The organism is Pseudolabrys sp., assembly GCF_050250095.1.
Taxonomy (GTDB): domain Bacteria; phylum Pseudomonadota; class Alphaproteobacteria; order Rhizobiales; family Xanthobacteraceae; genus Pseudolabrys.
This window is the reverse complement of sequence record NZ_JBFWPH010000001.1, coordinates 762051-780413: the sequence shown is the minus strand read 5'-3', so window position 1 is coordinate 780413 and position 18363 is coordinate 762051. Positions and strand designations below refer to the sequence as shown.

Below are 18363 nucleotides of genomic sequence, written 5' to 3'. Positions count from 1 at the left end.
TCCGAGCGCGCGAACACCGCGCTACCGCTTGCATCCCCCCTCGATAACGAACGAACCGCGCTCAAAGTTCAACGCGATGCAACCTGATGATAATTCGCCGGATTTCCGGCGATTCAAAGGCGGATGGACAGCTCGGCAAGCGCGGCGCGAACGTCCTGCGGCGCGCGAAATATGGCGGCGACGTTCGGATCGGGGCGGCCGACCGAGAATCCCGTGCCGCCCAGTCCGGGCAGGATGTCAAACACCGAGACATCGGTGACGTCGTCGCCGATGAAAACCGGATGCCGCCCGTGGAACGGCGGCAGCGCCATCAACGCGGCGACACCCCTGCCCTTGTCGACTCCGCTGCGTTTCACCTCGATCATGGCCTTGCCGTCGAGCAGCACGAGGTTGCGACCCGGCGAAGCCGCAATGGCTGCGGCGGCGACATCACGCAGTTCCGCCTCGCGTTCCGGCACGCCACGAAAATGCAGGGCAAGCGAATAGCCCTTGTCTTCGACGATGACGCCGGCGTCGGACGCGGCGGCAACCAGCTTTCGCCGCAACGCGTCCGGCAGCGGCGCGGCGAGCGGCCGGATCGCCTCTCCCGACACGCGCAGCTCCGCGCCATGCGCGCCAACGGCGGACAAGGTGAGTGGCGTGAAGATCCGGTCGAGATCGGCAACCGGCCGGCCGCTCACGAAAGCGCAGGCGCCGCCGGTCGCGGCCGAAATCCGTTGCAGCGTGTCGCGCAAGCCGTCCGGCACATGCACGCGGTCCGGCGCAGGCGCAATATCGAGCAGCGTGCCGTCGACGTCGAGCAGCAATGCCGGCTGCGAGCGCGCCAGCGCCAGAAGCGCCCTTGCCGCACCGTCATCAGTCAAACTTGCCATTGCCCGGGGCCGGAGCTAGCGCGCCAGCACTTCGATGTCGCCATCGACGCCCGGCGTAACCTTGAACTCGCGCTCGAAGACCTTGCCTTCGTTGCGGGCGATGGCGCGGTATTCGCCTTCCGCCAGCACGACGCGCGGGAACGCACCGATCGACTCCTTGATGACGTCGCCGCCCGGCGTCAGCACCGACCACGCGGTATTGGCGAGCGCTTCCCCGCCTTTCACCTCGACGAGTTTCAGCGTCACCACCGCGGCGCGGTGCGTGACGGTGACGTCGGTCAGCTTGCCGGCCTGCACGCGGATGTCGGAGCGCACCGTCGCATTGGCGTCGCCGTAGTTCGAGACGATGTAGTAAGTGCCCTCGGGCACGATCACCGTGTCGCCCGTCAACACACGCTCGGCGATCGGACGGCGGTCGCCGGGCTCGAACTGGCTGCCTTTGTAAACGTCGAATGAAATCTGACCGGCGGGAATGCGTGCATCGCCGACCTTGCCTTCCAGCCGCAAGCCGCCGGCGGGCAATTCGAAAACCTCACGCACGGTTTCCGACGTCAGGCGCACCGGCTTGACCGCATTGGCGAGGCCGAAGCCGACATAAACGACGTAGTTGCCGGCCGGCAGCACCATGACCGGCGCCGCCGCCTTCTCCTCGCGCAGCATCCGGAACGAACCGTCGGCCTCGGCCTTGGCGTTGTAGATGCGCCAGACGAGACCGGCGGTGATCGGCGGCGCTTCCTTGCCGAACCGCGCGGACAGCTGCAACGCGACATGGCCGGCCGGCACCATCGGCGCAGCCTGCGTCGGCGCGGCACCCGGCGGCGCCAGCAGAAGCGGCGCGTCGCCCACGAGACCGCCGCTGCTGCCCGGCGAAAACAGGGTGCTGCCTTGCGAGCCGGTCGACGGCGCAACCAGCGTCGCCGACGGCGCGGTGCTGAACAAGGACGGCCCGCCCGACTGCGCGCGCGCCGGCGCCCCCGCAAGCACGAGCAATGCGGCGACCGCAACGGCGATGCGCAAAAGAGGTTGGAGGTATCGGGCAGCCCGCATGACGATGCTGTTTTCGGCCCGAATCCCGGCGAATTCAAGCCGGACGGCGCGCCCCGCCGGTTTGTCACCCCCGAAACCCTATGGTACTGCGCCAGCGCCATCTGGTCCCGCTCGGGGCCGCTTCAGGCCCGGCTGGGGATTTTGCAATGCCCGACGCTTTAGACCTGCTCAAAACCCGTCGTTCGGTCAAACCGGTCGAGATGATGGGTCCGGGGCCGACTGCCGCCGACATCGACACGATTTTGACCGTCGCAACGCGGGTGCCGGATCACGGCAAGCTCACGCCCTGGCGCTATATCGTGTTCGAGGGTGACGCGCGGCTTGCCGCCGGGGACAAACTCGCCGCGATCTTCCAGAAGGCGCGGCCGGACGCGACGCCCGACCAGGTCGATTTCGAGCACAAGCGCCTCGCCCGCGCGCCGGTGGTGGTCGCCGTCGTTAGCCGCGCCGCGCCTCATGCCAAGATCCCGGAGTGGGAGCAGCAGCTTTCGGCCGGCGCATCGGCGATGAACCTCGTCACCGCCGCGCACGCCCTCGGCTTTGCCGCAAGCTGGCTCACCGAATGGATCGCCTATGACGATGCGGTGCGCGACGCTTTCGGCCTCGGCGCCAACGAGCGCTTTGCCGGGTTCGTCTATATCGGGCGCACCGCCAAAGCGCCGGAAGACCGGCCGCGGCCGAAGCTTTCCGATGTCGTGACTCACTACAAGGCATAAGCAATGTTCTACGACACCCGCGACGGCAGCCGTCCGCTTCGATACGACCCGTTCAAGGCCATCGTCGCGCCGCGGCCGATCGGCTGGGTCACGACCATCAGCGCCAAGGGCGAGGTCAATCTCGCGCCCTACTCGTTCTTCAACGGCATCCTGAGCAAGCCGAACTTCGTGATGTTCGGCAGCGAGGGCTTCAAGGATTCGGTGCGCAACGTCGAGGAGACCGGCGAGTTCGTCTGCAATCTCGCGACCTGGGATCTGCGCGAGGCGATGAACGAAACCGCCGCGCCGCTTGCTTATGGCGAAAACGAGATGGTGCGCGCGGGTCTGGCGCCGGCGCCCTCGAAGCTCGTCAAGCCGCCGCGCGTCGCCGCCGCGCCCTGCGCGCTCGAATGCAAGAAGACGATGATGATTCCGCTGCACGACGTCGACGGCAAGCCGGTCGACGGCTTCGTGGTGTTCGGCCAGGTGGTCGGCGTTCACATCGACGACCGTTTCATCAAGGACGGGCTCCTCGATACCGCCGCGATGAAGCCGATCGCGCGATGCGGCTACCACGACTATGCGGTGGTCGAGCGTACCTTTACGCTGGTGCGTCCGGAATCCTGAACGCTGCAACCAATTGCCCCCGCGCCGCGTTAAGTCTCATTATTAACGGCGCAACGCCTGTAACGTCATTGTTGGGTCACAAATCTCATTCAGCGGTTCTCCCCGCAGCGGTTTTCACCATAGTGTCGCAATTGGCTTGTTCCCCTGACCGCGCAGGCGGATCATCGACACCGGGAGGCTGATCGTGGTGTTCGAGGGTCTGTTTTCACGTCACCGCAACGGCGATCGCACCGTGAATGCGAGCGCCGCATCCGAACGTCCGACACTGGAACGGCCGAGCATCGGCCTTGCGCTCGGCGGCGGCGCGGCGCGCGGCTTCGCCCATATCGGCGTGCTGCGCACGCTGGCCGCGAACGGCATCGTCCCCGACGTCATCGTCGGCACTTCGATCGGCGCGGTCGTCGGTGGCACCTATGCCGCCAACGAGCTGGACGAAATGGAAGCCTGGGCGCGCAAGCTGACCTTCCGCGGCATTCTCGGCCAGCTCGACATCAGCCTGTCCGGCGCCGGCCTCATCAGCGGCCGCAAGCTCGACGCCCAGCTCAAGGCCGCGCTCGGCGAAGGCAAGATCGAAGATCTGCCGATCCGTTTCGCCGCCATCGCCACGGAATTCACCACCGGCCACGAAATCTGGCTGACGCACGGCCGCCTCGTCGACGCGCTGCGCGCGTCCTATGCCCTGCCCGGCATCTTTCCGCCGGTGCGCATCGCCGGACGCTGGCTGGTCGACGGCGCGCTGGTCAATCCGGTTCCGGTGTCGGCGGCGCGCGCGCTCGGGGCGCGGCTCGTCATCGCGGTCGGGCTGAATTCCGATCTGTTCGGACGCGGCACCGTGATCGCCGACTACGGCACCAACGATGTCGATGACGGTATTCCCCCGCCGAGCGAAAGCTCGGGCCTGCGGGGCATTTTCCACGACGGCTTTTCGCTGCGCCATCTGTTCGGCGGCCGTCAGCGCCCCGGCATTCCGACGGTGATGATCGAGGCCTTCAACGTGATGCAGGATCGCATCACGCGCGCACGCCTCGCCGGCGACCCGCCGGATGTTTCCATCATGCCGAAGGTCGGCTCGGTCGGCTGGTTCGACTTTCACCGCGCCAGCCAGTCGATCGAACTCGGCGCCGAAGCCGCCGAAAAGGCGCTGCCATCGATCCAGGAAGCGATCGCCGCGCTGTCGCACCCGGTCGAAGCCAATGGCGGCTCGGCGAAATAGGCCGCGCTACGCCGACTGGATGTAGTCGCGCATCGCCTCGGTCTCGCGCTCCATCGCCTGAAGCCGGTCCTTCACCACGTCGCCGATCGAGACGATGCCGGCGAGCCGGTTCTGATCCAGCACCGGCATGTGGCGGAACTTGCCGCTTGTCATGCGCTCCATGATCGATTCGATCGGCTCGTCGGGCGAGCAGGTCGCGACCGTTCGCGTCATCACCTGCCCGACTGGCTGATCGAGCGCCGCCGCGCCGTGCTCGCCGAGCATGCGCACGATATCGCGCTCCGACAGAACGCCGGATAAACGCCCGCCTGCGCCAAGCACGACAAGCGATCCGATACGCCGCGCGGCGAGAAGTTTTGCGGCGTCGGCCAGCGTCGCGGTCGGCTCGATGCTGACCACCTCGGTGCCTTTGGCAGACAGAATGGCTGTCACAGTCATAGTCGCCTCCCTGACCCGGCTGCGCAGGGAACGGCCCTGCGATTGAGTCCGGGCCTCTGCCTAACGTTCGTGCCGCACGCACGTTCCCGTCAAGCTTGGGTGCACCGCACAAGCTTCACATCGTCTTGCAAATATTTCAGCGCGTCACGTGATGGCCTGCGGTCCCGGCGCGCAATTACGCCGCGCCGCGGTCCGCATAGGTGACCGGATCGGCCGGCGGCTGCTTCGGATCGAACAGATCGAACAGCAGGAGACCTGCAAGGAAGCCGCCGATATGCGCCTCCCACGCGATCGTCTGCCCCTCGCCCGCAAACGGTACGGTGCCGACACCGAACAGGAAATTGACGCCGAACCAGACCAGCAGAAAAGCGAGCACGCGCGGATCTCGCAGCACGCCGGACAACGGCAGCGCCGGCACGCGATAGGCATCGTCATTGCCGGTCGGCCAGAAACCGAGCGGCCCGCCGCGCTGAAATGCAAAGCGCATCGCAACCGCCATCGCGCCGGAGATCGACGCGGACGCGCCGATCATCGGAGACAGCGCCGCGTGATGCGTCATCAGATGCACGAGCGCGCCGGCCGCTGCCGTCACCGCGAAGAAAACCAGAAACCGCACGGCGCCGAAGCGGCGCGCCACCGCGCTGCCGAACGCGAGCAGCCACAGCGCATTGAAGCCGAGATGCATGCTGTCGGCGTGCAGCACCGAATAAGTGACGAAGCTCCAGATCTGCGCGCCGAGTCCGCCCGGTATGGCGCCGCCGACCAGCAGCGAAGGGTCGTAGCGCGCGGGGATGAAGGCAAACAGCAGAACGAATTCGAGGTCTTCCTGGTCGCTCAGAAACAGCCAGCGCGCGACGTGGATCAGCGCGAGAAGCGCCAGAACGCCGAGAATGACCGAAGGAACGTTGAAGACCGGCTCGCGGCGGGCGGGAGGCGTAAGCGACATGACCGGCCCAATTAGGCGGTTCGCGGCGGCAGGCGCAAGGCCCTGCCAGCGCCGCCGGGTCACAATGCGCTGAGCGGAGCGCGGAAAAACGCGGTTCCTCCAGGCAGCCAAAGAAAAAAGGAGAGCTTTCGCTCTCCCTTAAATCAGTCTTGTGGCGCCGGCCTCTGGAGGTCCGCCAGGCCGGCCGCCCGCGTGGATCGGCGGCGACCTTAAACCCCCGGCGTGTCACCGCAAGCGCCCGACGTTTTTAACGCTAATTCGCGGCGACGGCCGCGCCGCGCCACGACAGGCGCTCCACGGCACGCGGCCTGCTCCGTCCGGCACGAGGCGGCGGGAATTGCTGCGGTCTGTCCTGTTTGGAGACAGGCCGCGCCAACAAACGTCCCGCCGCGAAACAGGGTGCCGTCATGAAACATACGTCGAGCCGGGATGTCTTTACGCACTGGAACGAGAGCCGCGGCCGCAATCCGGCGCCGCAGCGCGCCGACATCGATCCGGGCGCCATTCGCCATTCGCTGGGCGATGTCTTCATGCTGTCGGTGGACTTCGGCGGCGAGTTCCGTTTTCGCCTCGCCGGCACGCGGATTTGCGCGCTGTTCCGCCGCGAGCTGAAAAACGAGATCGTCGACGGGCTGTGGAGCGAGGCCAGCCGCGAACAGGTGCGCCGCCTGCTCGGCATCATTGCCAACGACCAGATCGGCGCGGTGGCCGGCGCGACCGGCGTGACGACGGATGGCGAGACCATCGAGCTTGAACTGCTGTTGCTGCCGATGGCGCGGCAGGGCCATGCCCGCATCCGCGCGCTCGGCGTGCTTGCGCCCGTGCAGGTGCCCTACTGGATCGGCGTGAAAACGCTGAAGCAGCTCGAGCTCGGTTCGATCCGCCACCTCGGCGCGGTCGACAAGCGGACCGGCAGCCCGCGTTTCGTCGCCGCGGAAGGCGGCAAGATCCGCAAGGGCTTCGTCGTCCATGACGGCGGCAAGAGCGATCCGGCCAACGACAATCCGCGGGAAAAGGCGAGCTAGGAGCGTTTTCAAGCAAAGTGGACACCGGCCTTCGCCGGCCATAGCCGGCTTCGGCCGGCGACGGCCGGTTCGCGTGAAGAAAACGCGACAAAAGAAAATCTTGGCGCGCGGCCGAATTTCCTCGTCTTCATACGCACTAACCGGCTGTTAACGATAGCTACTTAGTTTCGCCAGATTATTGCGTGCGTCTTTGCGCGCGGTTTTCGATCGGCACACGATTCATGGCGATGCCCGCTGAAAATCCGAAATTCCTGCCGTTCACCGAGGAACGGCGCCGGCATCAGCGCGTCAAAGTGAACCTGCTCGGCCGCTACATGCTGGCCGACCGCAACGATTATCCCTGTCAGGTCGTCGATATGTCGCCGGGCGGCATGGCCGTGCTGGCCCCGGTGTCGGGCAATCCCGGCGAGCGCGTCATCGCCTATATCGACCATCTCGGCCGCCTCGAAGGCACCATCGCCCGCGTCTTCCATAACGGCTTCGCGATGACCATCGCGGCGACCGCGCGCAAGCGCGACAAGCTCGCCGCCCAGCTCACCTGGCTCGCCAACCGCCATATCCTGAACCTGCCGGAAGACCGCCGCCACGGCCGCTTCACGCCGCGGAACCCGGCGGCCCGCCTGATCCTGCCGAACGGCACCAATGTCGCCTGCCGCGTGATCGACCTGTCGGAATCCGGCGCTGCGATCGGCATTTCCGACGACCAGCGACCGCCGGTCGGCGCTGTCGTGACCATCGGCAAGGCGCCGGGCCGCGTGGTGCGCCACATCGAAGGCGGCTTCGCCATCGAGTTCACCCGGCTCCAGCATCCGGACTTCGTGGAAGATAACGTCACCGGCGGGTAAACGCCCGCCGGGCGCTTTCCGCGCCCCAGCGCCCTCTCCATCCGCCGCCGCGGCATCGCCCGGCGGCTTTTTCGTGCGCGCCGCACGGTAAACGCGCGCGCCAAAACGCGCGGTTTGGCGCAGCGGCACGCGTGGTCCGCGCTTAACGTTTAAAATTTTAGCTAAATTGTATTCGATAGATTTTTAGACAAATTATCGGAGAGTTTTACAAGTATTCGAAGCGTGTTTTACTCAGTTTCGTCTCAAATGTACTTGCACGACTTAGCCGCAATTCAAAAGCTATCTGCGATTGTGACCCTCGGACATGGGAAGGGGTCACATAATGAAAACGAATACGCAGGGAATACTGCAAGCGATGTGTATCGGCTTGCTGGCGATGACGGCCGGCGCCACCGCACCGGCGCAAGCCGCGCCGCCGCTTGAGCGCGTGGCTTATCTGCCCGTCGGCGCCACCGCCCGCGCGCCGATCGGCTGGGTCGAGTTCTGTCTCGAGCAGAAGCAGGAGTGCAACACGAGGCCGGCCGAACCGCGCGACGTCGTGCTCTCGCCCAAGGCCTGGGCGGATCTCGTGCAGGTCAACAACTGGGTCAACAGCAACATCAAGCCGATCACCGATCAGGACCACTGGGGCGTGGTCGAACGCTGGAACTATCCCGACGACGGCTACGGCGATTGCGAAGACTACGTGCTGCTCAAGCGCAAGATGCTGATGAAGGCCGGCTGGCCGCGCGGCGCGCTGCTGATCACCGTCGTGCGCGACAAGAATGGCGACGGTCACGCCGTCCTCACGGTCAAGACCGACCGCGGCGAATTCATTCTCGATAACCAGGAAGCGCAAGTGCTGCCCTGGAACGAAACCGGCCTTCGCTTCGTGAAGCGTCAGTCGCAGTCGGACCCGAATGTCTGGGTTGCGCTGGGCGACACGCGGCCGGCACCGACCGTCGCATCGTCGCGGAGGTAACGCTTCAGAGGATCAAGCTTGCGGACCCGGTCTCGTCCCCACCCCTCCCCGTCCCCCGACCGGGTTCGTCGCGGCCGGCCCTTCCCCAGGGGCCGGCCGCACCCCTTTTTGGGGGTGCGGGAGATCACGCTCACCCAATACGCTTCAAACCCTTGGCGTATTGCTTCCAGCGCTTGACGTAGATGTCGGCGCCGCCGCGGATCAGCTCGATCGCCTTGTCATCGAGTTTGCGGATCGCGCGTCCCGGCGAACCGACGATCAGCGAATTGTCCGGGAAGCTCTTGCCTTCCGTGACCAGCGCGCCCGCGCCGACCAACGAGTTGTTGCCGATCTTCGCGCCATTGAGCACGACGGCGCCCATCCCGATCAGCGAGTTGTCGCCGATCGTGCAGCCGTGCAGCACGACCTTGTGGCCGATCACGCAGTTCGAGCCGATGGTGAGCGGAAAGCCGGGATCGGTGTGGAGCACGCAGTTGTCCTGGATCTGCGAACGCTCGCCCAGTTCGATCCATTCATTGTCGCCGCGCAGCACCGCGCCGAACCAGACGCTGGCATCGTGCTTCAATCGCACGCGGCCGATCAGCGCCGCCGTCTCGGCAACCCAGTAACTGCCCTCGTCCGGAAACTCCGGCGCCTGGCCTTCGTACTCGTAAATCGGCATAGCGACTCCCGCTCAGAGGAGCGAGAACTTGGCAGGATTCCCGGAAATTGGAAGAGGCCGGCGGCGCTCAATCGGCGGCGGCGAAATGCGCCATCTGATCCGCATGCGCCTTGCCGAAGGCCGGACGGGCCGTGGCACGCGCGAGGTAATCGCGGCAGGCAGGAGAATTTGCAAGACCGTCGAAGCGGTCGATCGGCCGCAGCACGTCCGCCATCATGATGTCGGCAACCGAAAACGGTCCCGCGAGCCATTCGCGCTTTGCGAGCACGGCCTCCATATGCTTGAGCCGAAGCGTGAGGAAGTCGTCCAGCCACTTCCGCTCCGGCGAGTCGGTGAAACCGAAAAAGTTGAACATGACCCAGGGCATGCTCGCAGCCTCGACGGAGTTGAGCGCCGCAAACAGCCACTCCTTGGTGTCGGAGCGGCCTTGCAAGTCGGCTGGCATCAGCTTCGTGCTGCGCTCGCCGAGATGCAGCAGGATCGCCCCGCTTTCGAAGATCGAGATGTCACCGTCGGTCAGCCACGGCACCTGACCGAACGGCTGATGCGCGAAATGTTCGCCGCCCCGCTCCTTGAACGGCACGCTCGCGACACGATAGGGCAAGCCTGCCTCCTCGAGTGCCCAGCGCACCCGCAGGTCGCGCACCAGACCGCGCGGCGCTTCGGGAACCCAGTCGAAAGTGGTCAGAACCAGATCGCCCATCCGGCATCTCCCTTGTGTCTGCGCCGATTCATAACAGCGTCGAGGCAAGGCCAAAAGATGACTGACGCACGCGCCCTTTCAGGCGCGGCGATCCATCCCCGCAATGTTCGAGATTACGTGCGCGTCAGAGCGCGCCGCTGACACGCAGCGCCGCGACCACGACGGTGCCCGACATCAGGCTCCAGAAGCCGGCAATCAGCGTCGCGGCGAAAACGAATTCGAAACGGCGGCCTTCGTGACGGCGGCCGATCAGCGTGTTGCGCATGATGATGAAGGGCGCGGAGAACAGCAGCACCGGCACCGCCGCGAAGGACGACAGCCGCGGCCCCGCCTGCAGCAACCCGAAGCTCGGCAACTGGCTGGTGACGAGCCGGTAGCCGGACGCGGACAGGCCGGCGAAGGAAAAGCCGATCGCGACCGCGATCAGCGACTGGACGGACTCGAAGGTCATACGGGAGGGCTCACGCGCTACGGACGCCCTTTGATGTCAGAGGGAACCCGGCCCCGCCATCCAATCCTTAAGAAAAGGTAAACGCCGCAACGGACCGGCAGCGCCGCCCGGCATGCAATAATCCCCCCGATTCGGCGGCTTTTCGCCGGATTTGCAGGAGAATTCCCTTGGCCGCTCCACGGCAGCGCAGGCGCGACGGCGGCATTTCCCTGCTCGGCCTTCCGGCGCTGGTGCTGCTCGCCGCGACCGCCGCCGCGACGCTCTACGTCGCCTATGTGCTGTGGCCGCGCTGGCCGGGCGCCCCGGTGACGCTCGACGCCCCCACGCTGCCGATCACCATCGGCGGCGAGGCCTTCAACATCGAGCCGGCCGCCATCCGCCAGGACATCCAGCGCAAGCCCGGCACGCAAACCCGCGTCGACCTCACCTATCGCTGGCCGTCGCTGACGCCGCCCGACCCGACGCAGCGGCCGAGCGTGCAGAACCCGGTCAATCCGAACGAGCGGCTGTTCGTGACCATCGAGGTCACCGACGGTGCGCTGCCGCCGCTGGAACGCGCCAAGACGATCTATCCGCGCTATCTGGCGGAGGCCGCGACGACCGGACCCGACGGCGTCGCGGTGCGCGCGTTCCGCGACGGCACGCCGTATCAGGGCGAGGACTTCGTCTACGATCCCGATGCGCCGGAACACTTCGCAGCGCGCTGCACGCGCTCCGGCGTCGGCAATTCAGGGATGTGTCTCTACGACCGCCGCGTCGGCAGCGCCGACGTCACCGTGCGCTTTCCGCGCGACTGGCTCGCCGACTGGCAGACGGTGGCGCACAACATCGACCGCCTGCTCGCGCGACTGCATCCGCCGGCGCGATGAGCGGCGTCAGACGCCTTCCAAATCGAGGTCGAGGATCGGCAGCTCGAAGATGTAATATTTGCGGCCGCGCTCGTTCTCGATGAACAGCACGCCGAGGAAGTCCTCGCCGATATAGACCTCGAGCGAGTCCGTCTTGCGCGGCCGGCCAACCACGCGCACGTTCTCGTTGCCGAATTTATGCTTCAGGTAGGACGCGAGTTGCACCGGCGTCGCGTCGATGTTCTGGCCGATGTCGATTTCCATGCGGAAATTGTAGGACAGATCGCCGTCCTCGTTGTCGACGGTCATCTCGCCGAGAACGTCGTCGCCGGTGAGGACTTCGGCCGTATCCTTGCCCTTCGGCGCCACGCGCAACCGCGCATTGCCGAACAGCTTTTTCAGATAGGCGTCGAGTTTTCGAACTTCCTGAACGTCCACGCAAAATCTCCCGCTCGGTCGTGGGGTGTCTTGCCACGCGCGGCGCGCAATGAAAAGCGCAGTTTGATGCTTTTTTGTTTATCGCATTTTCTTAACGCGAACCGGTACCCACTTCGCTTGAAAACGCTCTAGGGACCGGAATCGTAGAAAAGCTGGTCCATCGCGCGCGACGGCTCGGGGCAACCGGCTTCGCCGACCACCTTGGCGGGCACGCCCGCCACCGTGACGTTGTTCTGCACCGGCTTGATGACGACCGAGCCTGCGGCAATACGCGCGCAATGACCGATCTCGATATTGCCGAGGATCTTGGCGCCGGCGCCGATCATCACGCCGCGACGGATTTTCGGATGACGATCTTCGTTCGACTTGCCGGTGCCGCCGAGCGTGACGCCGTGCAGGATCGAAACGTCGTCGTCGATCACCGCCGTCTCGCCGACCACGAGGCCGGTCGCGTGATCGAGGAAGATGCCGCGGCCGATCTTCGCCGCAGGATGGATATCGCACTGGAACACCGCCGACGAGCGGCTCTGCAGATAATAGGCGAAGTCGCGGCGGCCCTTGTTCCACAGCCAGTGCGCCAGACGATGCGTCTGGATCGCGTGGAAGCCTTTGTAATAAAGCACCGGCTCGAGATAGCGGTGCGTCGCGGGATCGCGATCGAACACCGCGATGATGTCGGCGCGCAGGTCGAGCCCCATCGAGGGCTGATCCTCGAGCGCACCGGCATAGGCCTGGCGGATCAGGTCGCCGCTCACATCGGCATGCGACAGCCGCTCGGAAATGCGGTGCGTGACCGCCGTTTCCAGCGTGTCATGATGCAGGATGGTCGAATAGATGAAGCTCGCAAGCTCCGGCTCGCGGCGCGCGATGTCTTCGGCCTCGTCTCGCACGCGGCTCCAGACCGGATCGACTGTGTTGAGGCCGCGCGTCGGCCGTGTTTGCTGTCGCGCCATCACTTCACCCTTGGTAATCCGAACTTGGCAATTCGAACGCCGGAACTCTGACAGCACTCTTTTAGCACACAATCAATGCCGGGGAGAGAGCCGCGGGGATGGTAAACGGTTCAGAAAATCGAGAATGGCGCTTGAAAAGCTGTCATTTTGATCGCCGGCAACCATGTGCCGGGCACCGCTCACATCTGCATATTCCGCATGCGGCACCAGTTGCAGGAAGTCGCGGGCGTGCTCGGGCTTGACCAGTTCCGACGAGGCGCCGCGCACCAGCAATGTCGGGATAGCAAGACGGCGCGCCGCCGCCGTCAGTCCTGCCTCGAGCCCGTCGCGATCGCCTCCGTCGGGACCGCGCGACTCGAGGAACCGCGGATCCCAGTGCCAGCGCCAGCGGCCGTCGTCGCCGAGCCGTAGATTCTTGCGCAATCCCTCGTTCGATTTCGGTTTGGGCCGGTGCGGCAGATAGGCGGCCACCGCCTCGGCCGCCTCCTCGACCGAGGTGAACCCTTCGCGCGCATGTTCGCGCATGAAGCCGATCACCTTGTCGACGCCGTTCACGTCGACGCGCGGCGTGATATCGACCAGCGCCAGACCGCCGAGCAGCGGCTCGCCGCGCTCGGCCGCGCCACCCTCGGCCAGCAGCGAAGCGATGCCGCCGAGCGAGGCACCGATCGCGACCGGCCGCTCGCCGTGACGCTGCGCCATCTCGCGCGCCACCGCGGCAACGTCCGATGCGTAGTCCTGAAACTTGTAAGCGCCGCTGCCGATCCACTCGGAATCGCCGTGGCCGCGCTGGTCGACCGCGTAGGCGGTGCGTCCGGCAGCCGCAATCGCTTCGGCCGTCTTGCGCCAGGCATGGCGGGTCTGCCCGCCGCCATGCAGCAGCAAGACGGGCGCGCCGTCGCCGCCGAACTTGTCGGCGGCAAGACGATTGCCGAGCGCTCCGCTGAATGATGTCTCCTGCATCGTCAGGGCCGCTTCTTGAGAAAGTCGAGCACGCCCTGCTTGAACACCTTGTCGCCGACCGCGAGCATGTGGTCGCGATCCGGGATGTCGAGGACGGCTGCGCCGGGAATGAGTTTCGCGAGTTCGGGACCGGAGCCGGCGACATCGTCCTTGGTGCCGACCGCGACCAGCACCGGAACGCGGATCGACGCGGCTTCCTCGCGCGACAGAGTCTGCCGCGAGCCGCGGATGCAGGCGGCAAGCGCCTTCAGATCCGAGCGGGTCGATTCCGCGAAGACGCGGAAGGTGCGTCCGGTCGGATCGGTCACGTCGTCGCGCGACGGCGCAAGCAGCGCGTCGGCGATCGCCGGCGACAGACCGACGCCGTCAACGAGCCGGATGCCGAGGCCGCCCAGCGTCACCGAGCGCACGCGGTTGGGATATTTCAGCGCCGTGAACGCCGCGATCCGCGCGCCCATCGAATAGCCGATCAGATCGGCCTTCGCGATCACCAGATGATCGAGCAGCGCGCGCACGTCCTCCGCCATCAGCGCGGTGTCGTAGTCGGACGGCTCATAGAGCTTGGTCGAGCGGCCGTGGCCGCGGTCGTCGAGCGCGATGACGCGGTAGCCCGCCCGCGTCAGCGCGGTGACCCAGCCGGGATGGACCCAGTTGATTTCCTTGTTGGAGGCGAAGCCGTGGATCAGCACCACCGGCTCGCCGGCCCCTTCGTCGAGAAAGTCGATCTCGACATTGCCGTGACGAAACCTTGCCATGCGGGTTTCTTTAGCCGCGCATCGTCATCGCTGCAAATCGGCGCTGTTGATCGGCGAGCCGCCGGTCCTTGCGGCGGCGGAGCGCATTCGCCGTGACACGCTCGGTGGCCGATTTCAGCGACGAGACGAGGCCGAAAATCGTGAACAGCGCGCCGAATATCCACAAGCCCAGGTCGATCGCCGCAAGCGACAGCGCGATCGCGCCGCGTCCCGCGACCTTGAGGATGGCGCGCGTCTTGCCGCCCTTTTTCTCGGCAAGTTTCGCCAGCCGCGCCATCTCGCGCGGGTTCTCCGCGATCTTCAGGCCGTCCAGCGCGGCCTGCGTGCCGGCCTTGGACTGCACGCGGCCGACATCGCGGGCGAGATGCAACAGGCCGCCGGCGCGCTCGACCTTGACCGCCTCGCGCGCGCCGCGGATCGCCACCATCGGCTCGGTGACCGACGCGCCGGCCAGCGCGGTGCGCAGCCGCGTCCAGTCGACGACGCGGGCGAGCATGCGGCCGACATTGTCGGCCAGTCCGCTGCCGAGCCGGCCCGCCTTGCGCGCCGCCTTGGCGAGCGACACGCCGACGCGGGCGGGCGCGGCAACGCCGCCGGTTGCATAAGTGCCGGCGGTGATGGCGAGGCCGACACCGGCAAGACCGAGCACCAGCGTGTCGACCGGTTCGCCGGCCGCAAGCCGCGCGCCTTCGCGCGCCGCGTCGCGAATGTCGCCGAACACGAAAAGATCGCCCAGCGTCGTACCGGCGAGACCGGCCATGTCCTTCGGCTCGCCGGCGACGAAACCCATCGCGAAGCTCTGCATCGCGCGGCTGGTCGAATTCGCGTCGGCGACCGCGATCTCGACCTTCTTCGTCAGTGCGGGGTCGAGCGCGACCCGCCGCTCGCGCGCCAGTTCGACGAAACTGTTGGCAAGGTCGGCGTCGTCGGCCTCAAGCGCCGCCTCGATTTCGCGGCTGGCGACATCGGCGTTGAAACGGTCGGCGAGCGCCCGCTCGGCGATCTCCGCCGGGTCGTCCTCGATGGCGATCAAGTGCTGGGCCTCGATGCCACGCGGGATCGTCACATAGCCAACGCCGGCGAAGACAAGGCAGGCGAACAGCGCGGGCGTGAGCGGGCTTCTGCGCCGCGCCTGTACGGGCACGGCTGCGCCGGTTCCGTTGATCCGCTGCCATTCGTCCGGCGTGATCATCGCCTGCCCGAATCCTGCCATTGGCCGCGTCAGGAGCGGCTTCATGGGGACCTTGTTCCCGAACCAACTAGGCAATTCGGGGGCCGCCCGCTATGGTGCCGCCACAATCGCGCAAAACTACCGCGCAATGGTTAAACCATCTGAGCAAAACGGGATTTGAGCGTCATGGCGGACCGAATCGTTCCCCATTTTCACAACGATCCGGGCATTCCGGTCATCGAAATCGGCGCCAGGGAATTCATGTGCGTCGGCGCGAAGCCGCCGTTCGATCATCCGCATGTGTTCCTCGACATGGGCGACGACGCCGAAATCATCTGCCCCTATTGCTCGACGCTGTACCGTCACGACCCCAAGCTCGACCCCCGCAACGCCCGCCCGGCGGACTGCGCCCTGCGCGACACAGCAGCCGCCTAACAGGAGGCTGCGTTGGCGTCCGAGCGTCATGTCATCATCGCCGGCGCCGGCATCGGCGGCCTGACCGCGGCGCTCGCGCTCGCGCGCGCGGGCTTGCGCGTCACGGTGCTGGACCAGGCGCCGCGGCTCGAGGATGTCGGCGCCGGCATTCAGCTCTCGCCCAATGCGAGCCGCGTGCTCGCCCAGCTCGGCGTCGCGGAGCGGCTTCGCATTACCGCCATCGAGCCGCAGGCGATCCGCGCAATGTCCGGCGGTTTCGGCCGCGAGATCGTGCGCATTCCGCTCGGCGCGACCGCCGAGCGCCGTTACGGCGCGCCGTACTGGACCGTGCATCGCGGCGACCTGCAGCTCGCGCTGGCCGACGCCGCGCGTGCGACGCAGGACATCACCTTGCAGCTTGCGACCCGCATCGAGGACTTCGCCGTTCACAAGAACGGCGTCACCGTGCAGGGCCGCCGCGCCGGCGAAGTGATCGACGCGCGCGGCATGGCGCTGATCGGCGCCGACGGCATCTGGTCGACCGTGCGCGAGCGGCTGCGCCGCCATGCGCCGCCGGTGTTCCGTCATCGTGTCGCCTGGCGCGCGCTGGTGCCGGCGCCGATGGTCGCCGCGCCCTGGCGCGAGATGATGATCAACCTCTGGCTCGGGCAGGACGCACATCTCGTTCATTACCCGGTCAAGGGCGGCGCGATGGTCAACATCGTCGCCATCGTCAACGACGAATGGAAGGAAGGCGGCTGGAGCGCGACCGGCGACCGCGACGAGATCATGCGGCACTTCGGCCGCTTCTCCTGGTGCGAGGCGGCGCGGCAACTCGTGGCCGTGCCCGACCGCTGGCAGAAGTGGGCGCTGTATGATCGCCCCTCGCCCTATCGCTCCGGCAGTGGGCCGGTGACGCTGTTGGGCGATGCCGCCCACCCGATGTTGCCGTTCCTCGCGCAGGGCGGCGCGATGGCGATCGAAGATGCCGCCGTGCTTGCAGCGGTGTTGTCGGGCGGCGGCGACAATCCCGCGAAAGCTTTGCGCGCATATGAGCGTGCCCGCCGCAAGCGCACCGCGATGGCGCAGAAGGCTGCCCGCAAGCAGGCCCGCATCTATGGGCTGACGGGACCGGAGGCGCTGATCCGGAACATGGTGATGCGCGCAAAAGGTGGCGAAAAACTTCTGGGGCGTTACGATTGGCTCTACGCATGGCGGCCGCCGAAATTCGAGTCGCCCAATAAATATGTCGCCGACATCGGCGATGGGGAAACGGAGTAACGCCCGATGCTGTTCCCGACCACGGTGGCCGGGAGCCTGCCGAAACCGGCATGGCTCGCGGAGACGGACAAACTATGGCCGGCCTGGCGCCTGAAAGGCGCCGACCTCGACACGGCTAAGCTCGACGCCACGCTGCTCGCGGTGAAGATGCAGGAAGACGCCGGCATCGACATCGTCACCGATGGCGAGCAAGCCCGCCAGCATTTCGTTCACGGCTTTCTCGAACAGGTCGAAGGCATCGACTTCGAGCACAAGGTCGAGATGGGCATCCGCGACAATCGCTACAAGGCGATGGTCCCCGTCGTCACCAGCACGCTGAAGCTGAAAGGCCGCGTGCACGCGAAGGAAGCGCAGCACGCCCGCAAGCACACAAAACACAAGCTCAAGATAACGATGCCCGGCCCGATGACGATCGCCGACACGATCGCGGATCGTTTCTACGGCGACAAGATCAAGATGGCGATGGCGGCAGCGGATCTGCTCAATCAGGAGGCCCGCGCGCTCGAGAAGGACGGCGTCGACGCCATCCAGTTCGACGAGCCGGCCTTCAATGTGTTTCTCGGCGAGGTTGCGACCTGGGGGATCGAAGCGCTCAACCGCGCTATCGACGGGCTGACATGCGCCACGGCCGTTCACATCTGCTACGGCTACGGCATCAAGGCCAATGTCGACTGGAAAAACTCGCTTGGGCAGGAATGGCGGCAATACGAAAACATTTTCCCGGCCATCGCCAAGAGCAACATCAAGCAGGTCTCCATCGAGTGCATCAACTCGAAAGTTCCGATGAAGCTGATGGAACTGCTCGAAGGGAAAGACATGCTGGTCGGCGCCATCGACGTCGCCAATGACGCGATCGAGACACCCGAGCAGATCGCCGACGTGATCGGCCAGGCGATGAAGTTCGTGCCGAAGGAACGCATCCTGCCCTGCACCAATTGCGGCATGGCGCCGATGCGCCGCGACATCGCGGAAGCCAAGCTCGTCGCGCTCGGCAAGGGCGCGGCGCTCGCACGCCAGCGTTACGCCTGAAAGCTGTTCCGAACGCCATCGCGAACG

General features: G+C 66.1%; 22 protein-coding genes. 10 read left to right on the top strand and 12 right to left on the bottom strand.

Going from position 1 to position 18363, the window contains the following annotated elements:
- Positions 1-113: 113 nt before the first annotated feature.
- Together otsB and AB7F10_RS03830 are read right to left on the bottom strand one after the other, a co-directional pair.
- A complete protein-coding gene (gene otsB, locus AB7F10_RS03835; RefSeq protein ID WP_428557595.1) occupies positions 114-872 on the bottom strand; it encodes a trehalose-phosphatase in 759 nt (252 codons plus the stop codon).
- A 15-nt stretch (positions 873-887) separates the two neighbouring features.
- The gene (locus AB7F10_RS03830) at positions 888-1919 is read right to left on the bottom strand and encodes a hypothetical protein (protein WP_428557596.1); all 1032 of its coding nucleotides are present in this window, start codon (positions 1917-1919) and stop codon (positions 888-890) included.
- Between the two features lie 146 nt (positions 1920-2065).
- Between AB7F10_RS03830 and AB7F10_RS03825 the strand changes: the two genes are divergently transcribed.
- The 3 genes from AB7F10_RS03825 to AB7F10_RS03815 all read left to right on the top strand — a co-directional run bounded on the left by AB7F10_RS03825 (position 2066) and on the right by AB7F10_RS03815 (position 4454).
- Positions 2066-2635 (top strand): nitroreductase family protein, encoded by a 570-nt coding sequence (locus AB7F10_RS03825; protein WP_428557597.1) that lies wholly within the window; start codon positions 2066-2068, stop codon positions 2633-2635.
- Between the two features lie 3 nt (positions 2636-2638).
- Positions 2639-3241 (top strand): flavin reductase family protein, encoded by a 603-nt coding sequence (locus tag AB7F10_RS03820; RefSeq protein ID WP_428557598.1) that lies wholly within the window; start codon positions 2639-2641, stop codon positions 3239-3241.
- Positions 3242-3428: 187 nt separating this feature from the next.
- Entirely contained in the window at positions 3429-4454 is a 1026-nt protein-coding gene (locus tag AB7F10_RS03815) for a patatin-like phospholipase family protein (RefSeq protein WP_428558388.1), read from the top strand.
- Between the two features lie 6 nt (positions 4455-4460).
- Here AB7F10_RS03815 and AB7F10_RS03810 read toward each other — a convergent pair whose 3' ends face one another.
- Positions 4461-4892, bottom strand: coding sequence for a CBS domain-containing protein (locus AB7F10_RS03810; protein WP_428557599.1), 432 nt, complete (start codon positions 4890-4892; stop codon positions 4461-4463).
- Positions 4893-5067: 175 nt separating this feature from the next.
- Positions 5068-5838 (bottom strand): rhomboid family intramembrane serine protease, encoded by a 771-nt coding sequence (locus AB7F10_RS03805; protein WP_428557600.1) that lies wholly within the window; start codon positions 5836-5838, stop codon positions 5068-5070.
- Between the two features lie 407 nt (positions 5839-6245).
- Between AB7F10_RS03805 and AB7F10_RS03800 the strand changes: the two genes are divergently transcribed.
- The 3 genes from AB7F10_RS03800 to AB7F10_RS03790 all read left to right on the top strand — a co-directional run bounded on the left by AB7F10_RS03800 (position 6246) and on the right by AB7F10_RS03790 (position 8669).
- Positions 6246-6863, top strand: coding sequence for a PAS domain-containing protein (locus AB7F10_RS03800; protein WP_428557601.1), 618 nt, complete (start codon positions 6246-6248; stop codon positions 6861-6863).
- A 221-nt stretch (positions 6864-7084) separates the two neighbouring features.
- Positions 7085-7708, top strand: a complete 624-nt coding sequence (locus AB7F10_RS03795; protein ID WP_428557602.1) for a PilZ domain-containing protein — start codon at positions 7085-7087, stop codon at positions 7706-7708.
- Between the two features lie 355 nt (positions 7709-8063).
- On the top strand, positions 8064-8669 hold the full coding sequence (locus tag AB7F10_RS03790; RefSeq protein WP_428558389.1) for a transglutaminase-like cysteine peptidase: 606 nt from the start codon (positions 8064-8066) through the stop codon (positions 8667-8669).
- Between the two features lie 130 nt (positions 8670-8799).
- Here AB7F10_RS03790 and AB7F10_RS03785 read toward each other — a convergent pair whose 3' ends face one another.
- From AB7F10_RS03785 to AB7F10_RS03775, 3 genes are all read right to left on the bottom strand, one after another.
- On the bottom strand, positions 8800-9330 hold the full coding sequence (locus AB7F10_RS03785; protein ID WP_428557603.1) for a gamma carbonic anhydrase family protein: 531 nt from the start codon (positions 9328-9330) through the stop codon (positions 8800-8802).
- 67 nt (positions 9331-9397) lie between these two features.
- A complete protein-coding gene (locus tag AB7F10_RS03780) occupies positions 9398-10033 on the bottom strand; it encodes a glutathione S-transferase family protein (RefSeq protein ID WP_428557604.1) in 636 nt (211 codons plus the stop codon).
- Positions 10034-10157: 124 nt separating this feature from the next.
- Positions 10158-10484, bottom strand: a complete 327-nt coding sequence (locus AB7F10_RS03775; RefSeq protein WP_428557605.1) for a DUF6949 family protein — start codon at positions 10482-10484, stop codon at positions 10158-10160.
- A gap of 167 nt (positions 10485-10651) precedes the next feature.
- Here AB7F10_RS03775 and AB7F10_RS03770 point away from each other — a divergent pair, with 167 nt between their 5' ends.
- A complete protein-coding gene (locus AB7F10_RS03770) occupies positions 10652-11353 on the top strand; it encodes a hypothetical protein (protein WP_428557606.1) in 702 nt (233 codons plus the stop codon).
- Between the two features lie 6 nt (positions 11354-11359).
- Here the strand turns inward: AB7F10_RS03770 and AB7F10_RS03765 are convergent, their stop codons facing one another.
- From AB7F10_RS03765 to AB7F10_RS03745, 5 genes are all read right to left on the bottom strand, one after another.
- Positions 11360-11770, bottom strand: coding sequence for a DUF3126 family protein (locus tag AB7F10_RS03765; RefSeq protein WP_428557607.1), 411 nt, complete (start codon positions 11768-11770; stop codon positions 11360-11362).
- 128 nt (positions 11771-11898) lie between these two features.
- Positions 11899-12723, bottom strand: a complete 825-nt coding sequence (cysE, locus tag AB7F10_RS03760; RefSeq protein WP_428557608.1) for a serine O-acetyltransferase — start codon at positions 12721-12723, stop codon at positions 11899-11901.
- 72 nt (positions 12724-12795) lie between these two features.
- Complete coding sequence (locus tag AB7F10_RS03755; RefSeq protein WP_428557609.1) at positions 12796-13686, bottom strand: alpha/beta fold hydrolase; 891 nt, start codon at positions 13684-13686, stop codon at positions 12796-12798.
- Between the two features lie 2 nt (positions 13687-13688).
- Positions 13689-14441, bottom strand: coding sequence for an alpha/beta fold hydrolase (locus tag AB7F10_RS03750; protein WP_428557610.1), 753 nt, complete (start codon positions 14439-14441; stop codon positions 13689-13691).
- Positions 14442-14451: 10 nt separating this feature from the next.
- Positions 14452-15654: a hypothetical protein gene (locus tag AB7F10_RS03745; RefSeq protein WP_428557611.1), complete on the bottom strand. Its 1203-nt coding sequence runs from the start codon at positions 15652-15654 to the stop codon at positions 14452-14454.
- 144 nt (positions 15655-15798) lie between these two features.
- On the opposite strand from AB7F10_RS03745, the gene AB7F10_RS03740 reads away from it, so the two are divergent.
- The 3 genes from AB7F10_RS03740 to AB7F10_RS03730 are packed head-to-tail and all read left to right on the top strand — an operon-like array spanning position 15799 to position 18336.
- Complete coding sequence (locus AB7F10_RS03740; protein WP_428557612.1) at positions 15799-16047, top strand: zinc-finger domain-containing protein; 249 nt, start codon at positions 15799-15801, stop codon at positions 16045-16047.
- Positions 16048-16059: 12 nt separating this feature from the next.
- On the top strand, positions 16060-17307 hold the full coding sequence (locus tag AB7F10_RS03735) for an FAD-dependent monooxygenase (protein WP_428557613.1): 1248 nt from the start codon (positions 16060-16062) through the stop codon (positions 17305-17307).
- Between the two features lie 6 nt (positions 17308-17313).
- Positions 17314-18336 (top strand): methionine synthase, encoded by a 1023-nt coding sequence (locus tag AB7F10_RS03730; RefSeq protein ID WP_428557614.1) that lies wholly within the window; start codon positions 17314-17316, stop codon positions 18334-18336.
- Positions 18337-18363: the final 27 nt, after the last annotated feature.

Coding starts and splice junctions, on each gene's coding strand:
- otsB (WP_428557595.1), bottom strand. CDS start 872: ATGGCAAGTTTGACTGATGACGGTGCGGCAAGGGCGCTTCTGGCGCTG.
- AB7F10_RS03830 (WP_428557596.1), bottom strand. CDS start 1,919: ATGCGGGCTGCCCGATACCTCCAACCTCTTTTGCGCATCGCCGTTGCG.
- AB7F10_RS03825 (WP_428557597.1), top strand. CDS start 2,066: ATGCCCGACGCTTTAGACCTGCTCAAAACCCGTCGTTCGGTCAAACCG.
- AB7F10_RS03820 (WP_428557598.1), top strand. CDS start 2,639: ATGTTCTACGACACCCGCGACGGCAGCCGTCCGCTTCGATACGACCCG.
- AB7F10_RS03810 (WP_428557599.1), bottom strand. CDS start 4,892: ATGACTGTGACAGCCATTCTGTCTGCCAAAGGCACCGAGGTGGTCAGC.
- AB7F10_RS03805 (WP_428557600.1), bottom strand. CDS start 5,838: ATGTCGCTTACGCCTCCCGCCCGCCGCGAGCCGGTCTTCAACGTTCCT.
- AB7F10_RS03800 (WP_428557601.1), top strand. CDS start 6,246: ATGAAACATACGTCGAGCCGGGATGTCTTTACGCACTGGAACGAGAGC.
- AB7F10_RS03795 (WP_428557602.1), top strand. CDS start 7,085: ATGGCGATGCCCGCTGAAAATCCGAAATTCCTGCCGTTCACCGAGGAA.
- AB7F10_RS03790 (WP_428558389.1), top strand. CDS start 8,064: ATGTGTATCGGCTTGCTGGCGATGACGGCCGGCGCCACCGCACCGGCG.
- AB7F10_RS03785 (WP_428557603.1), bottom strand. CDS start 9,330: ATGCCGATTTACGAGTACGAAGGCCAGGCGCCGGAGTTTCCGGACGAG.
- AB7F10_RS03780 (WP_428557604.1), bottom strand. CDS start 10,033: ATGGGCGATCTGGTTCTGACCACTTTCGACTGGGTTCCCGAAGCGCCG.
- AB7F10_RS03775 (WP_428557605.1), bottom strand. CDS start 10,484: ATGACCTTCGAGTCCGTCCAGTCGCTGATCGCGGTCGCGATCGGCTTT.
- cysE (WP_428557608.1), bottom strand. CDS start 12,723: ATGGCGCGACAGCAAACACGGCCGACGCGCGGCCTCAACACAGTCGAT.
- AB7F10_RS03755 (WP_428557609.1), bottom strand. CDS start 13,686: ATGCAGGAGACATCATTCAGCGGAGCGCTCGGCAATCGTCTTGCCGCC.
- AB7F10_RS03750 (WP_428557610.1), bottom strand. CDS start 14,441: ATGGCAAGGTTTCGTCACGGCAATGTCGAGATCGACTTTCTCGACGAA.
- AB7F10_RS03745 (WP_428557611.1), bottom strand. CDS start 15,654: ATGGCAGGATTCGGGCAGGCGATGATCACGCCGGACGAATGGCAGCGG.
- AB7F10_RS03740 (WP_428557612.1), top strand. CDS start 15,799: ATGGCGGACCGAATCGTTCCCCATTTTCACAACGATCCGGGCATTCCG.
- AB7F10_RS03730 (WP_428557614.1), top strand. CDS start 17,314: ATGCTGTTCCCGACCACGGTGGCCGGGAGCCTGCCGAAACCGGCATGG.